Genomic DNA, 15,874 nt, shown 5'->3' with positions numbered 1-15,874 from the left:
GGAGAATGTACCATGAACATCAGCATCAAACAAATCGGATTCGTACCGGCCGCCTTGCTCATTCTGCTGGCCGCTGCAATGCTCGACAACTTCATCGTGTCACTGGCCGTTATTGCTACCTTTGTCATCTACAGCTACTTCCAGGAAAAAAACGCCCTGATTTTGCTGTTTGTTTATTTTCCGATCCGTCCGTTTCTGGTCGAATTCAATCCGACCTTGAAGCTAGTCGGGGATGCCGTGATTTTCGTGCTGTTGGTAAAAACCGTCATGAAATACCGGCACGATTTGCGTTCGCTTGTAAAGTTCCAATGGTTTGAACTCGCTTTTTTCGCATTTTGTTTTATCGGCGCCGTTTCTGCGCTCGTTTCCGGCGTATCGATCACGGCTTTGGTGTTACAGCTACGATCCTTTCTGTTATTTTATCTTGTCTACTATGTCGTCAAGCGGATGGATATCACAAAACAGGATATCGCCAGGTTTCTCTGGGCGACCATGATTCTTGCCGTAGTGATCTGCCTGCATGGACTGGTGGAGAAGCTTTCTTTACGCGGGTGGCTGCTGCCTCCGACTTGGGAAAATATGCCGCTGTCGGCCATCAATCGGATTCGAATCTACGGATTGATCGGCAATCCCAACCTGCTAGCTTACTATTTGTCGTTTGCGTTTATTTTGACACTGTTTTTACGCAGTTACTTGCAAGGCAAAATGGTATGGGTGGCCAACATTGCACTGGTTCTTTACATGGGCGTCTGGTTTCTTACCTATTCGCGTGGAACCTGGCTCGCCTTTGCCGTCGGCCTGTTGATTTATATCGCGCTGACCAGGCATTGGCGAATCTTAAGGACGACCTTGATTACCTTGGCGGCCGGAATAATCTTCATCGGCATACCTGCCAACATGCTGGCAAGCACCATTGAGGCCTCCGATTTCGGTCAAACCCAGCGCAGCACGCAAAAGCAGTACGACGAGCGCGACGGCGGTTTTACCGACCGCATGCGGGAGACCTTCAACGATGACGCCGTAGAGGGAAGCAAACGGGCGGGACGTCTGTATATCATCGAAAAGGGATGGACGATATTCCAGGACAATCCAGTGATCGGTACAGGATTTGCCACGTTTGGTGATTCAGCAACCTTGAATGCCGGTTCACCGATTTATGAAGACTACAATATCGACCGGGAGTTTTATTCAGACAATCAGTACATCCAAGTCATTGTGCAAACCGGGATATTCGGCGTCATCGTGTTTGCCGTGTTTTTACTGAATATGCTCTATCTGTTATGGAACCGCCGAAGCGAGCTGAAGACAGCCACAGTACTGCTTGCCGTCCTGCTCGGCTCCTATGTTGCCGGATTGGTCTACAACATTTGGGAAAATGACTCGTTCACGTTGTTTTACTTTGCGATGCTTGCTTACGTCATCAACCAGTCGCGTCATGTTCAGTCTGCCAGGAAGCTGGCAGCCGCAGCAGAATAGGAGGAGGAGCAGATGAAGTTGAAAAACGTCCTTGTCTTGAGCACCATGTACCCCGGAAAAAACAGTCCTACCTTTGGTATATTTGTCCGCAATCAAGTCGAAGCTTTAAGAAAACGAGGCTTGGACATCGATGTCGCAGCGATTACCGAACCGGGAATGCGAAAGCATCATCTGTTGAAAAAATATGTAGCCTGGATGATACGTATCGGCTTGATCAGTCTTCGCAAAGGGAAAGGCTATCAATTGATCCATGCGCACTATATTTTCCCGAGCGGCTTGTTTGGCCTCATGTTCAAAAAGCGTTTTGGAACCAAGTTGATTGTGACATGTCATGGCGGCGATCTCGACAAAATGGCGAAAAAGGGGAAATTCTTTTTTCAGCAGACAAAGCGGATTTTGCAGGAAGCAGACCATATCGTGGCAGTAGGGGAAGCGCTCAAACTGGAAATGCTCGACCGTTATCAAGTGGACCCCGGGAAAGTGACCGTGTTGAATATGGGAGTCAACCGGCAGGTCTTCGCACCAGTTCCAAAGCCAAAGGCAAAGCGGAAGATGGGACTAGAGGAAAACAGGATACAGCTCTTGTATGCCGGCAATCTGATTGAAGCAAAAGGGCTGACGGAGCTTTTGGATGCCTACCAGCAGTTAAAACAAACGTTTGATCAATTGGAGCTGCATCTCATCGGGGCAGCCAAGCAGCCGGAATTCCTGGAGAGAATCAAAGAGAAAATCGACAGGGAGGCGATCCGTGATGTGGCCATCCATGGCCCGAAAGGCCAGAAGGAGGTTGCAGACTGGATGGCCGCTGCTGACGTATTCGTCATCCCTTCCCATATGGAGGGTTTTGGATTAGTGGCATTGGAAGCCATGTCATGCCATACTCCGGTCGTCGGCAGCAACGTAGGCGGTCTTGCCCACCTGCTTAAGGACGGGGCGGGATTACTAGTGGAACCAAAAAACCATGCATCACTCCGTAACGGTTTGGAGAAACTGATAGCGAACGAAAAGCTACGTGAACAGCTTGTCATCAAGGGAGAAGAGAAAGCACAGGAAAATGATCAGGATAAATTGTTGGATCAGCTTATTTCAATCTACCATCGATAGGAGCGAGGACAGGATGAAACAGAAAAAATTGCTTCTTATTTCATCTATAGGCGGCCATCTTACACAGCTGCTGCAGTTGGAAGGCTTATTCAAAAACTACCAATACCATCTTGTGACGGAAAAGTCGGAAATCACCGAGCAGCTGATGGAGAAATATCCGGTTTCCCTGCTAATGTACGGAGCACGTAATTACCCGATCCGCTATATTTACAAGTTTACCTATAATACGATCAAATCCTTGTGTATTTTTCTCAAACACCGTCCGGATATTATCATCACCACGGGAGCACACACGGCGGTGCCGATGTGTTACCTGGCAAAATTGTTCAGACGGAAAATCATTTTCATTGAGAGCTTTGCCAAATCAACCAGTCCCACCTTGTCCGGAAGGATGGTATATCCGATTTCCGATTTGTTCATCGTTCAATGGGAATCGATGAAGGATATTTACCCGAAGGCAGTGTATGGGGGGTCTATCTATTGATACTCGTTGTATTAGGCACGCACGAACTGCCATTCACGCGCCTTCTTGATGAAGTAGACCGGCTCAAAAAAGAAAGCATAATTAAAGAAGAAGTCATCGTCCAACACGGCCACACACCATATAGTAGCGAGAGGCTGACCTTAAAGCCGTTCGTCAGCTATGAAGAAATGGATGCCTTATACGATGATGCCAGCCTGGTGATCACCCATGCAGGTACCGGTTCTGTAATAACGGGATTGCGAAAGGGGAAAACGGTGATTGCTGCCCCGCGTTTGAAAAAATACGGTGAGCATAATGATGATCACCAGCTCCAGCTGGTGGAAGCATTCACTGCCCAGGGACACATTTTAAGCTGGCATGACGGCGAAAAGCTTGAGGCTGTCATCAATCAAGCGAAGCATTTTGTCCCGAAACCTTTTCAATCAGGTAAGCAGCGGCTGCAGCAAATTTTGACCGATTTTATCGATCATGCATGAGCACTTCAAAGGGGAGGATGGCATGGCAATTCGTTTTTTTCAGCCGGGGGACCAAGCCGGGATCCAACAGCTGTACACCAAAGTGTTCGGGAAACAACGCTCTTCTCTGGTTTGGGAATGGAAATATATAAAGCATCCCAACCCAGTGAATCCCTGGATATTGGTTTTTGAAAAAAACAACCGCATCGCCGGCCACATCGCGTTATGGGTCAGCGAAGTATTTATTAACGGCAAAATCCAGCTGGCAGGCTTACGAGTAGATACAATGGTCGATCCCGAAGACAGAGGAGAAGGAATTTATCAACAGTTGAACGAAGCGATGTTTACGGAAGCCAGAAAATCGGGAATTAAGCTGCTATATGGATTCCCTGCACCGAAAGCGAGAGAACTGCTGCTCACACGCACCCGGGCGAAGGAAGCGGGCCGGGTGTCACGCTTTGTTTACATACAAAATCCCATAGCATTGGCTGCAGGGATGATAAGGATTGCCAGTCCTGCGAAGCCATTGGGTAGTATATACAAAAAAATCATCAACAAGCAAAAGAAAAAGTCTTTATCTAAATATCAGCTGGAAACTGTCACGGCATGCGACGAGCGTTTCACCGACCTGGCCGACCGTTTGTCCGCCATCAGGCCGGTTGTAATCCGTCGGAGCCACGGGTACTTGAATTGGCGATACCATCAGCATCCGGAATATATGTATCACATGCTCGCACTTCGTAAAGGAGCTGATTTGGCAGGCTATGTGGTCGTGAAAAAGGAAGGGAAGCAACTTAAGCATGACCGCGTGACCGTCGGAACGATTGTCGACTGGCTGGCGGTTGAGGACCAAAAGGTATGGCAGGAATTATTGCAGGGTGCATTGCAACAATTGAAAGGTTGCGACATCGTACAGAGCTGGGCTTTACCCGAGACGCCATCGGCCAATACGCTTGCTTCCAGAGGTTTTAAGGTAAAGGACCACCCGCTCGCGCTTGTTGTTCATCCGTTAGAGACCGCAACGGTAGGGAGCGGGCTGGAGGACTGGTATTTGCATCAGGGAGATGTTGATTCTTATTAACAGAAGCGTAACAATGTAAATTTTTACGGGAACAGGTGTATTTTGTGCCGGATTGTGCTATAGTAACTAAAGCAAAAAAAATACGAAACTATGAAACCTTTTTTCAGTGACCCACGTCATATTAAAAGACAAACAAACTAGAGAGATAGATAGGCTCGAAATCCAGGAGGACCGACCATGGAATTTATAGCATTGCTATTGTGCTTTATTATATCGGTGGCGATAACACCATTGGTAAAAAAACTGGCCATCCGCATCGGTGCGGTCGACCAGCCGAATTACCGGAAAATTCATAGCAAATTGATGCCGCGGTTAGGCGGTTTGGCGATATTTATCAGCTTCCTTATCGGCTTTTACTTGTTTGACCCAGTCAGCCAGTATGATTGGCCGATTCTGGTAGGCGCTATTCTGATCACAACAATCGGCTTTCTTGACGACTTGTTCGATCTGTCGGCCAAACTGAAATTTTCTGTTCAGCTGATCGCTGCAGGAATCGTCGTATTCAATGGGGTGCAAATCACTTTCATCAATTTGCCATTTGGCGAAACACTGCAATTCGGCTACATGAGCATTCCACTCACTTTAATTTGGATTGTCGGCATTACGAATGCCATCAACCTGATTGACGGTTTGGATGGACTGTCGGCTGGTGTTTCTTCCATCGCGCTGATCACGATTTCCGGTTTGGCGATATCGCTCGGCGATTCGTTTGTCACCTTGATGGGATTGATGCTGCTGGGAAGCACCCTTGGGTTTTTAGTTTACAATTTCCATCCCGCCAAGATATTCATGGGCGACACCGGGGCCTTGTTTTTAGGCTACATGATCGGTGTATTTTCGGTACTTGGGTTTAAGAACGTTACGTTATTCTCGTTAATTGTTCCGATTATCATTTTGGGAGTACCGATTTTAGATACCTTCTTTGCGATTGTCCGACGCATTATCCAAAACAAACCTTTATCCGCACCGGATAAGCTGCATTTGCATCATTGTCTGTTGAAACTTGGGTTTGGGCATAAACAGACCGTCATCCTGATTTATGCGATGAGCGGGTTGTTCAGTATCGCGGCCATCATCTTCACCAAATCGACCGTGTGGGGATCCACGATAACCCTGTTGGCGCTGACGATTCTGGTAGAAATCGTAGTCGAACTGACAGGCCTTATCAGCGAAAATTACCGCCCGATTCTTCGACTTCTGGAAGGTGCAAAGGCGAAACGGTAGAAATAGAAAGGAGCTGCTCCAGAAAGCCTGTATAAGGCTTATGGAGCAGCTCTTTTTGTGATATTTAATTGTTACTCCTGCAACTTTAAATGTTCTAATAAGGCACTGCAAATTACCTCACACTTTCCACGGTCATCTATTTCCGCAAATGTATTCCGAATATTGTTCCAGCAGTTACATTGATTTGCCCAATAGAACAGCCATCCCACCATCACAATGGAATGGCAACCAGTCTTCCCAAAGAAAACCGGAACATGAGTTTACTCATATCCCGGCAATTATTGTTCCAGTACACGCTGCTGTTGCTCTTCTTCTCCATAGAGGAACTCGACCAGGTTGGCCGCAGAGTTTCCTCGTGAATATTGGTTCCATAGGGCGGAAAAGCTGCGCACTTTCTCCATATCAAATCGATTTTCTTTGATGACATCAGCAATCTCGGTTGTCGTGAATACGACCGGTCCTGGGATGTTTTGTTTGTAGTCTTCCCAAAAACCGCGTGCTTTCTGGTAATCTTCCAAATCATAGCTGAAGAAGATCATCGGTTTTTCCATTAAGGCGTATTCGAACGGAATGGAAGAGTAATCGGTAATTAAATAGTCACTCACCAACAACAAGTGATTGATATTTTCATAGTCTGTAACATTGACGACAAAATCATCGTACTTATTATCCAGGTTTGCCCTTATGGCCGGATGCAGACGCAAAAACAAAACGTACTCGTCACCCAAGCTGTTGTAGAGCTTTTCAATATCCAAAGCGATATCCGCTGAATGCAGTTGGTTGTCACGGAAGGTAGGTGCATATAAAATCACCTGCTTCCTTGTGATAACCGGGAATTTTTGCTGTAATTCCTGCTCGATTTGCTTGGTGTACGATTTATCAAAAAAGAAATCAGTTCTTGGAACACCAGTCCGCAAAATTTGCTCGTTGTTCAGGCCAAAGCTATTTCGAAAAATACCTGCCATTTTTTCTGAACCGGTCACCACATAATGAAAACGTCGGTAAACTTCCTTGAACCGCTGTTTGGCACGATTACTGCGGATTTCAATCGATGGATCTTTCAATCCGAATTGCTTGATGGCTCCTGCCGCATGCCAAAGCTGCACACAGGAAACCTCCGACTTAAAGTCGGTTACAGATAAAAATCCAAAGTAATTATCAACGAAAATCACTTTGGACGTGGCTAAATGGTAGATAGATTGTAAGAATTGCAGCAAATGGGATGGACGAAAACTTTTAACGGTTGTTTGAGAATCAGCCGCAAAGTCCCGCTTGCATCCTTTTGCTTTTAATACAATGATTTGCTCTTGGCCAGAACGTTTCAATTCATCCGCTACGGTGGCAATGTTATCCCCGAAGGAAGCGACCATGACGGTTTTTTCCTTGACCGGGAACAACTTGAAGAAGTTGAAAAGCATCCTGAAGAGAAAGAGATAACTGGATATCACCAGTTCTCTAGCCATTGTTTACTTTGAATAAATCCTTTTTTATTTTTGTAGTGGAAATGCCGACCGTCCGAGGCAGGTAAATGACTTCACAGTAGTCTTTCAAAAAGTCAAATTTGCCTTCCCAGTCGTCTCCCATTACAAAGATGTCGATGTCATGCTTTTGCACGTCGTCTATCTTTTGCTCCCAATCTTCTTCAGGAATGACTTCGTCCACATAGCGGATAGCTTCCAAAATCATTTTGCGGTTTTCATAGCTGTGGTATGCTTTTTTATTTTTAATTGCGTTGAATTCATCTGTCGATATAGCAACAGTCAAGTGATCGCCAAGCTCCTTGGCACGGCGGAGTATATTGATATGGCCATTATGAAGCAAGTCAAAGGTGCCATAAGTGATTACTTTTTTCATTATTGAAACCTCCCTAAGGATTCAAATGCTACATAGTTATGATTTCATAGCATAGTTTATACTTGTGTTTTACCCATAACACTATAAATTGTAAACGGTTTGTTAAGAATATACAAGAGGTAATAGTTTCTAATGTAAAGAATTTTGCTCATAAAAAGAGAGGGACTTTATGGAAAACCCATACACTGTCCCTCTCTTTATGTTAGGCTTACTACAACTATTTTTCGGAAATATATCCTCCGTCATTTCCTCCGCTCACCCAGTGCGCAGAGCCATTGTAGTCGATTTGATACCATACACCATCTTTGACTAAATGGTCGCTTTTGTCGAGCATGCCGGCAACAAGGGTTCCATTCCTAAGACCGCCGACAGGGCTACCGTTAGTAGAAGGCTCGGTCCGGACATTCAGGGAGGAAGCCGTCACTTCCAGAAGGTTCAGAAGATCAACATAGGAAGAAGAAACCCATCCGGTTTGACTGCCGACTTTCACCTGGTACCAGCCGTTGCCGTTTGATCCGAGAACTTCTACTTTTTGGCCGTTGTCCAGCGTGCTGATAATCGTCACACTGCTTGAGGAATTCGGCTCTGTCCGGAAGTTCAATCTGGTAGTGGTCACACCGTATATTCCAGCAGGAAGCTCACTGATTGTTCCTGGCTCTGGTTGATTGCGGTATTGCGGAATATCGTAGCTCAATACATATTTGTCCAATAAGGAATAAATATCGCTTATCTTCGTCGTCTGGCTCACTGCCCAGGAAACATGGGTGGCGTACTGGTGCACACCCGGATTGGCTGGGTTCCAGCGCATTTTATAAAGCGTATCTTGCCCTTTATTAATATAGTTCTTTGTCACATCCTCGGCACCACCGATGACTGCTGCTTCCGGCGTAAACCAATTATGGTCAAAAGCATACTTGGCACCGCATGATAGGGCGCAGCCGTCATAAGCACCGTAGCCGTACATGTTATACACGGTATAGGCAGGTGTCTTACCTGAACCGACCACATTTCCTTTCGCATCAACACCAACTCCGGCAGCCAATGCTGATTTGCCATTATTGGTTTCATGTAGGGCATGGGCCATCAAGTAAACTTCATTGATGTTGAATTTCTCGCCAGCTTCGATAAACGCATCCGCAGTTCCTGTCAAAGTGCCTTTGTTGTTTAGTACTTTGCTGTTGATTTCATTGGCACTTAACTGCGCACTATGTGATAGCTTCAAGAATTGAAAGTAGCTTGATGCATCTTTAGCAAAATTATCCGGATTCATGTAGTACTCGACTTGGCTTCTGGTGGCCGGAATCGTTCCGGAGCCATTTGCCTTTGGTGTTCTTGTCATTTGGATGTCGGCCGCCTGGCTAAACGTATGGTCATATTTGGTAGTCTGATAGACTGTCTGCGGTGTGTCGCTGACATCGTTTTTATGAATATAACCAGTCCTTGCTTTGCCATTGACATAGACAGTTGCCTGATACCAGCTGGCAGTATATGTTTTATACTTCAACTCGGAACCATGGCTATATGACTTCAACACAGAAGCGGAAGTCGATGGATTGGCATAGACATTGGTAGGGCTTTTGGCACCATATCCCTGAAGCTGTTCGGGAACAGCTTCCAAGTTTTCGACATCGGAATTTTTGATGTAGCCTGTTTGTTTTTTGCCATCGACATATACGGTTGCCTGGTACCAGCCAGTCGTATATGTCTGGTATTTTAGCGACGATCCCTGTTTGTATGATTTAACCGTTTTAGAGCCAACCGGTGAAGTATAGACATTGGTCGGCGCTTTTGCGGCAATACCATTTAACGTGTTCGGTTGATCATCGGCATTTTCCACATCGTTTTTGGCGATATAACCGGTTTTCGCTTTTCCGTCGACATAGACAGTTGCCCGGTACCAACTTGAAGTGAAAGTTTGATAGTTTAGTATTGTACCTTGCTGATAGGATTTCAGCACCGCAGAACTAGATGTAGCAGCAGCGTACACATTTGTTTTGCTTTTTAGTCCCACGCCTTCCAGGCTGACTGGTGAGCTTGCACCATTTTCCACATCATTCTTGTAAATATAACCAGTCCTGGCTTGGCCATTGAGATAGACTTTTGCTTTATACCAGTTGGAGGTGAAGGTCTCGTATTGTAAAATCGTCCCCTGTTTATAACTTTTCAGCTGTTTAGAATCGGTAGAGGCTTGTGCGTAAACAGAGGTGCTACTGTAGACCCCAATTCCTTCCAAAACTGATGGAGAGGCTTCTCCATCTTCGACATCACTTTTACTGATATATCCTGTTCTCGCCTTGCCGTTCACATACACTGTAGCTTGATACCACTTAGAAGTGAATGTCCGGTATTGTAAGACTGTTCCATTCCTGTATGCTTTCAGTGTATTGGAATTGCTGTTTGGAGAATCATACACCTTGGTGGAACTTTTCAAACCAACACCCACTATTTCTGTGGGTTCTGGGTCAGCATTCTCTACCTGCTTTTTGCTTATATAACCAGTTTTGGCTTTTCCACGGACATATACAGTGGCCTTGTACCAACCGGAAGTGAAGGTTTTATACTTTAATACTGTCCCTTGTCCATATGATTTTAGAACATCGCTAGTTTCAATTGCTTGTTGATAAACCTTAACTGGATCGGTCAGACTAACACCCAAGAGATTGGCAGGTGAGTTGTCTGCATTCTCTACATCGCTAGCATATATGTAGCCAGTAGTTGCCCGTCCGTTTAAATAAACCGTGGCCTGATACCAGTTTGAAGTAAGCGTTTTGTACTTAAGGATGGTTCCTTTGCTATAAGATTTTAACACTTTAGAAGAATCGGATGCTAAAGCATATACGTTCGTAGTATTCGCTTTTCCGATCCCTTGCAGACTCCTCTGTGGAGATACGGCAGTTTCGACATCCCGTTTTCGAATATATCCAGTCGTCGCTTCCCCGCGAATATAGACGGTTGCCTTATACCAAGAAGTATTATAAGTACTATAACGGAGTAATGTTCCACGCTCGTAAGATTTCAACACCGTCGAACTTGTTGATGTCTTTGCGTAAACAGGTGTTGAATCCTGTATGCCTATGCCTTGTAAATTATCGCCTGGAGCTGCTGAAACAAAGGAAGGGAAGAAGTGAGCACATACCAAAAAGCCAAGCATGTAAGCTGATATCTTAATTAATTTTTTCAATCTCTCTCCCCCATGTAGTGTTGGATCTTGGCTGAGTTACTGACAACGTTTTAGGAAAGATGAGTAGTTAGTAAACTTATATAGTATAACTTCTAGATTATCGTATTCTATTGTTTTCTATTTATAGTAGAGTGATTACATTCCCATTTTACAAAAGGAATCACTTATCAATCCTTTGTGAAATTCATCAGTGTATTTTGTCTATCAATCACCTCGTTTACATAAACGTATAGTTTATTATGGCAAGATTCACTTAAATTGTTAAGGTTATTTTTCCCTATTATTCGACATTTTTTCGAGGACTAAAGTACCTACAAACCTGGATGGAGGAGAAGCAATAGTTTCTCCATTTTGGTTTTAGATTGTATATTAGTAGATTAAACTCAGAATAGAAAAGTGTAACATTTTGTTTCATAAGTTTTACTGCTTTGTACCTACATGATATAATATGAAAATTGATATCATATTCTTGGAGTGGACAGAATGAAAAAGATTTCCGTTATTATACCTGTTAAAAACACGGGTATATATTTAAAGGATTGTATAAATTCCGTTTTGGAACAAACTTATCAAAATTTTGAGATCATCATCATTGATGATGATTCAGAATCAGAAAGTAAACAAATAATCAAATGCCTTGCACTCTTGGATGAACGAGTAAAGGTCGTTACCTTAGAGAAACAAAACGGCGTAGGATTTGCACGTAACAAAGGACTTGAACAAGCAGTTGGGGATTACATTTATTTTTTAGACAGTGATGATTATATTCGCGAGGATACATTGGAAAGCCTGTTAAGGAATGCTGAGGGCTTCTCCATGATTGTCGGGAAAACAAAAATTACTACTACTGATACAATATCGCTTCAAAAAGAAGAACAAAATGTGCAGGAAGATATAAAAGTTGTGGAATCTGCAGAAACTTCAGCCGAGGGTGAAACAAGTAACCTGGAGGAAGATATAACTTCTAAGGATAAAACAGTTCTATATAAGAAAAAAAGGGCGAAATTATTCAAGAACAGGTCAGTACTTAACCGCCTGATTTCCCGCGATTTTATTGAGGAACACGGGTTGCGGTTCACTGACCAAGTAAAGCACCAATCAGACTTGGCTTTTCTTGTCCCTGCTTTGGTAAACCTTGAGCAAGTACTTCTGGTGAAAAACAGTGTCTATTATAAACGCAGGCGAAATGACCCGATTAATAATCCATCCCTAAACCAATCGGAAAGTAGAGAAAAAGTCAGGGATTTTTTACAAGTTTACAATACTTTGCGAGAAACTTATACAGAAAACACTGCCGCAGAAAAATACTTGGATCAACAATTTTTGAACTATTATCGCAAGCAAATCGCGATATTTATCAAAAATCCTTTAAATATTGATGAAATATATGATTTACTAGAATCTGGGGCAAAAAAAGTAGATGCAAATCTCCTGAAAAATAAATCAATCATTCTTCGTAAAGAAATGAAAACCTTGAGAACGAAAGACCTGCCTAAATATAAGTCAGTAATTAAATTCCACAATAATTTAAGGCAAATCCGGAATATGACAAAAAGTAAAAATAAATTTTTTCTAGGATTGTATCGGCTGTTATTCATGAAAATGCCGGTAAAGGACAACGTGGTAGTGTTGGAAAGTTTTCAAGGTAAAAATTACAATGATAGTCCAAAATATATTTATGAATATATGATGAAACAATATCCGGAATATGACTATGTATGGAGCTTGAATGATCTGAGTAAAGTTATTCCCGGCAACCCAAAGAAAGTAAAAAGGTTAAGCCTTCGTTATTATTACAATATAGGACGGGCCAAGTATTGGATAAGCAATGCCCGGATGCCCAATTACTTGAATAAACGGCAGGAAACAACCTATCTACAGACTTGGCACGGAACACCGTTGAAAAAATTGGCTGCTGATATGGGTGAGGTTAGTATGCCGGGAACCAATACTGTTAAATACAAGCGGAATTTCGTTCGGGAAGCAGGCAAATGGGATTATTTAGTCTCGCCAAATAATTACTCTTCAAAGATATTTAAGAGAGCTTTTCAATTTCAAAATAAAATGTTGGAAACGGGATATCCTCGAAATGATATCCTCTCAGCCCCCGATAAGGAAAAACTACAAAAAGACCTTAAAAACCAACTGAATTTGCCGCAAGAAAAAAAAGTCATCTTGTATGCGCCGACCTGGCGGGATAATGAATTTTTTGAACGGGGCAAGTATAAATTTAACCTTCAATTGGATTTAGAGCAAATGAGATCTCGATTGGGTGATGACTATGTTGTTGTTCTTAGAATGCATTACCTTATAGCGAATCAATTAGATATAAGTGAATTTGAGGGATTTGCCTATGACTTTTCCAAATATGACGATATAGGTCATCTTTATCTAGTATCTGATATATTGGTTACGGATTATTCTTCCGTATTTTTTGATTATGCTAACTTAAAAAGACCGATTCTTTTTTACACCTATGATTTGGATGTTTATAAAGATACTTTGCGCGGTTTCTATTTTGATATTGAAAATGAGGCTCCGGGTCCGCTTTTGAAAAACACAGAGCAAGTAATTAAAGCACTCGAAAACATCGATTCACTGAGTGAAGATTATGCAAAACGTTACCATGCGTTTTATACAAAGTTTTGTGCATGGGATGAAGGGAATGCTGCTGAAAAAGTTGTTCAGCAAGTGTTCAACAAATAGGTAATGCAGTAAATACAGGACTGAAAGGAAATCAGTCCTGTTATTTTTGATTAATCCAGCACTAGTTTTTCATTTTACTTAACGCTAGCTGATAGATAAAATGACGATAAGAAGTGTTAAAGGAGAAAAAATCATGGCTTTCTTGTTTGCGTCACTTTACAATATAATGAAAAGAATATATGTAAGAATATATCGAATACTGTTTTGCATGATGACCAAGCTTCCCCCTAATAAAAACTTGGTGGTATTCGAAAGCTTTTTGGGAAAGCAATACAGTGACAATCCAAGGGCGATTTATGAGTATATGAAAGAGCATGACATGGACTTTACTTTTTACTGGAGTGTTGATAAACGGAATGAACACCTGTTTCAGGGAAGAGGCTTGAATACGGTCAGAAGACTATCGCTTAGATGGCTGTTGATCATGCCGCGCGCCAAATATTGGATTACCAATAGCAGACTGCCTTTGTGGATACCAAAGCCGAAGCATACAACCTATGTCCAAACCTGGCATGGTACACCATTGAAAAAACTAGCGGCGGACATGAGGGAAGTCCATATGCCGGGTACAACGACAGAAAAATATAAACGCAATTTCACGGAAGAAGCAGCTAAATGGGACTATCTCGTGTCACCTAATCAGTATTCTAGTGAAATCTTCCGAAGAGCGTTTCGCTTTAATAAGACTATGATTGAATCGGGTTACCCGCGAAATGACTACTTGTACTATGCCAATACTACGGAAACCATTAAGGACTTAAAGCAAAAATATGATTTACCTTTAGACAAGAAAATCGTCCTTTATGCGCCGACATGGAGAGATAACCAATTCCATAAAAAAGGCCGCTATAAGTTTGACAACTCACTTGACTTGTCAAAAATGAAAGAAGAACTGGGGTCGAAGTATATTCTCTTGCTGCGCATGCATTATTTAGTTGCGGAGAACCTGAATCTGTCTGATTATGAAGGTTTTGCATATGACTTCTCTAGGCATGAAGATATTCGTGAACTATACTTGATGGCTGATGTCCTGGTTACCGATTATTCATCTGTGTTCTTTGATTATGCGAATTTACACAGGCCGATCATTTTTTATGTATATGACATTGATGAATATAGAGATAAATTAAGGGGTTTTTATTTCGATATTGAGGAGCAGGCCCCTGGTCCTCTGGTAAAAACGACCGAAGGAGTTATCGACGAAATAAATCGAGCGAGAGAAGTGGATGTAACTACAGATAAAATTTATCAGGATTTCTACCAGCGTTTTTGCGGTTTGGAATCTGGTGATGCTGCAAAGCAAGTGGTGGATATTGTGTTTGAAGACAATTAACGTAATTATGTTATTAAAACTAGCTAAAGAAGTATAATCCGTAATGATGGAAGAACTGTTGCGGTACTAGGTTGTTTTTTTTCATTGACCTTAGTATAATTTGATAAGTATTTGAACAGCTAGAACTATTTGAGGAAGGAATACCTTATGAAATCAGCAATGATAGTGTTAAAGGAACAAATTCAACACTTCTTCTTAATCAGAAGGTTATCGTTATATGAAATAAAAAGTGCTAATCAGGGTAATTACTTGGGAGTTCTTTGGGAAATAATAAATCCACTAATTCAAATAGCCATATACTGGTTTGTATTTGGATATGGTCTTAGGGATCGGGCTGACATTCAAATGGCCGAGATAGAAGTGCCCTTTGTCCTATGGATGGTGGCAGGATTCATTGTTTGGTTCTTTTTTTTCCAATCCACTATTCAAGGCTCTAAGTCAATTTATAAACGTTTACGAATGCTCTCTAAGATGAATTTCCCAATGAGTGTCATTCCGAGTTTCGTTATTTTTTCGCAACTGTACATCCATTTAATCATGATTGTTATCACGATGATTTTTTTCAATGTCTCGGGTTTCTCGATTAATATTTATTATTTGCAACTAATTTACTTTGCTTTTGCGACGTTTGCATTCACTTACGCACTGTCTTTGATCACATCTACTCTTTCTACCATAGTGAGAGATTTGCATATGCTTTTGGCATCTGCATTAAGGATGGTGTTGTATTTATCGGGAGTTTTATGGCCTATAGCTACTATAGACATGCCTTCAATCCAATTTATTATGAAGTTGAACCCTTTGTATTATGTCATATCAGGATACCGTGCCGCATACGTAGGATCAGAATGGTACTTTATCAGCCAATGGGAATACACTATCTATTTTTGGATATTGACTTTCGTATTGCTTATAATCGGTTCAACTTTGCATATTAAATTCAGAAGACATTTTATAGACTTTCTCTAAAGAAGGG

11 protein-coding genes and 1 pseudogene are annotated in these 15,874 nt (G+C 42.4%); 9 read left to right on the top strand and 3 right to left on the bottom strand.

Annotation, left to right across the window (positions count from 1 at the left end):
- The first annotated feature begins 12 nt into the window (after positions 1 to 12).
- From ERJ70_RS17030 to ERJ70_RS17005, 6 genes are all read left to right on the top strand, one after another.
- Positions 13 to 1,476 carry an O-antigen ligase family protein gene (locus ERJ70_RS17030; RefSeq protein WP_209365950.1) on the top strand — a complete coding sequence of 488 codons (1,464 nt, stop codon included), beginning with the start codon at positions 13 to 15 and terminating at the stop codon, positions 1,474 to 1,476.
- 12 nt (positions 1,477 to 1,488) lie between these two features.
- On the top strand, positions 1,489 to 2,580 hold the full coding sequence (locus ERJ70_RS17025; protein ID WP_245208045.1) for a glycosyltransferase: 1,092 nt from the start codon (positions 1,489 to 1,491) through the stop codon (positions 2,578 to 2,580).
- 13 nt (positions 2,581 to 2,593) lie between these two features.
- Positions 2,594 to 3,064 (top strand): PssD/Cps14F family polysaccharide biosynthesis glycosyltransferase, encoded by a 471-nt coding sequence (gene pssD, locus ERJ70_RS17020; protein ID WP_074599933.1) that lies wholly within the window; start codon positions 2,594 to 2,596, stop codon positions 3,062 to 3,064.
- The gene (gene pssE / locus ERJ70_RS17015) at positions 3,061 to 3,540 is read left to right on the top strand and encodes a PssE/Cps14G family polysaccharide biosynthesis glycosyltransferase (RefSeq protein ID WP_209365949.1); all 480 of its coding nucleotides are present in this window, start codon (positions 3,061 to 3,063) and stop codon (positions 3,538 to 3,540) included. Before pssD ends, pssE begins: the two co-directional genes overlap by 4 nt.
- A 22-nt stretch (positions 3,541 to 3,562) precedes the next feature.
- Positions 3,563 to 4,600 carry a GNAT family N-acetyltransferase gene (locus ERJ70_RS17010; protein ID WP_209365948.1) on the top strand — a complete coding sequence of 346 codons (1,038 nt, stop codon included), beginning with the start codon at positions 3,563 to 3,565 and terminating at the stop codon, positions 4,598 to 4,600.
- A 177-nt stretch (positions 4,601 to 4,777) separates the two neighbouring features.
- Positions 4,778 to 5,824 (top strand): glycosyltransferase family 4 protein, encoded by a 1,047-nt coding sequence (locus ERJ70_RS17005; protein ID WP_209365947.1) that lies wholly within the window; start codon positions 4,778 to 4,780, stop codon positions 5,822 to 5,824.
- A 278-nt stretch (positions 5,825 to 6,102) separates the two neighbouring features.
- Here ERJ70_RS17005 and ERJ70_RS17000 read toward each other — a convergent pair whose 3' ends face one another.
- The 3 genes from ERJ70_RS17000 to ERJ70_RS16990 all read right to left on the bottom strand — a co-directional run bounded on the left by ERJ70_RS17000 (position 6,103) and on the right by ERJ70_RS16990 (position 10,859).
- Positions 6,103 to 7,242, bottom strand: coding sequence for a CDP-glycerol glycerophosphotransferase family protein (locus tag ERJ70_RS17000; protein WP_256439098.1), 1,140 nt, complete (start codon positions 7,240 to 7,242; stop codon positions 6,103 to 6,105).
- Between the two features lie 37 nt (positions 7,243 to 7,279).
- Complete coding sequence (tagD, locus tag ERJ70_RS16995) at positions 7,280 to 7,678, bottom strand: glycerol-3-phosphate cytidylyltransferase (protein WP_026570729.1); 399 nt, start codon at positions 7,676 to 7,678, stop codon at positions 7,280 to 7,282.
- A gap of 217 nt (positions 7,679 to 7,895) precedes the next feature.
- Positions 7,896 to 10,859 (bottom strand): SH3 domain-containing protein, encoded by a 2,964-nt coding sequence (locus ERJ70_RS16990; protein WP_209365945.1) that lies wholly within the window; start codon positions 10,857 to 10,859, stop codon positions 7,896 to 7,898.
- A gap of 483 nt (positions 10,860 to 11,342) precedes the next feature.
- On the opposite strand from ERJ70_RS16990, the gene ERJ70_RS16985 reads away from it, so the two are divergent.
- From ERJ70_RS16985 to ERJ70_RS16975, 3 genes and pseudogenes are all read left to right on the top strand, one after another.
- On the top strand, positions 11,343 to 13,565 hold the full coding sequence (locus ERJ70_RS16985) for a bifunctional glycosyltransferase/CDP-glycerol:glycerophosphate glycerophosphotransferase (protein WP_209365944.1): 2,223 nt from the start codon (positions 11,343 to 11,345) through the stop codon (positions 13,563 to 13,565).
- A 118-nt stretch (positions 13,566 to 13,683) separates the two neighbouring features.
- A pseudogene (locus tag ERJ70_RS16980) lies at positions 13,684 to 14,898 on the top strand (CDP-glycerol glycerophosphotransferase family protein); the annotation flags it as partial.
- A gap of 147 nt (positions 14,899 to 15,045) precedes the next feature.
- The gene (locus ERJ70_RS16975) at positions 15,046 to 15,867 is read left to right on the top strand and encodes an ABC transporter permease (RefSeq protein WP_209365942.1); all 822 of its coding nucleotides are present in this window, start codon (positions 15,046 to 15,048) and stop codon (positions 15,865 to 15,867) included.
- The last annotated feature ends 7 nt before the right edge of the window (positions 15,868 to 15,874 follow it).

The organism is Sediminibacillus dalangtanensis, from assembly GCF_017792025.1.
Lineage (GTDB): Bacteria > Bacillota > Bacilli > Bacillales > Amphibacillaceae > Sediminibacillus > Sediminibacillus dalangtanensis.
This window is presented reverse-complemented; position numbering and strand designations above follow the sequence as displayed.

Bases quoted from the DNA above. Each gene is read 5' to 3' on its own strand.
- ERJ70_RS17030 (WP_209365950.1), top strand. From the start codon at position 13: ATGAACATCAGCATCAAACAAATCGGATTCGTACCGGCCGCCTTGCTC.
- ERJ70_RS17025 (WP_245208045.1), top strand. From the start codon at position 1,489: ATGAAGTTGAAAAACGTCCTTGTCTTGAGCACCATGTACCCCGGAAAA.
- pssD (WP_074599933.1), top strand. From the start codon at position 2,594: ATGAAACAGAAAAAATTGCTTCTTATTTCATCTATAGGCGGCCATCTT.
- ERJ70_RS17010 (WP_209365948.1), top strand. From the start codon at position 3,563: ATGGCAATTCGTTTTTTTCAGCCGGGGGACCAAGCCGGGATCCAACAG.
- ERJ70_RS17005 (WP_209365947.1), top strand. From the start codon at position 4,778: ATGGAATTTATAGCATTGCTATTGTGCTTTATTATATCGGTGGCGATA.
- ERJ70_RS17000 (WP_256439098.1), bottom strand. From the start codon at position 7,242: ATGCTTTTCAACTTCTTCAAGTTGTTCCCGGTCAAGGAAAAAACCGTC.
- tagD (WP_026570729.1), bottom strand. From the start codon at position 7,678: ATGAAAAAAGTAATCACTTATGGCACCTTTGACTTGCTTCATAATGGC.
- ERJ70_RS16985 (WP_209365944.1), top strand. From the start codon at position 11,343: ATGAAAAAGATTTCCGTTATTATACCTGTTAAAAACACGGGTATATAT.
- ERJ70_RS16975 (WP_209365942.1), top strand. From the start codon at position 15,046: ATGAAATCAGCAATGATAGTGTTAAAGGAACAAATTCAACACTTCTTC.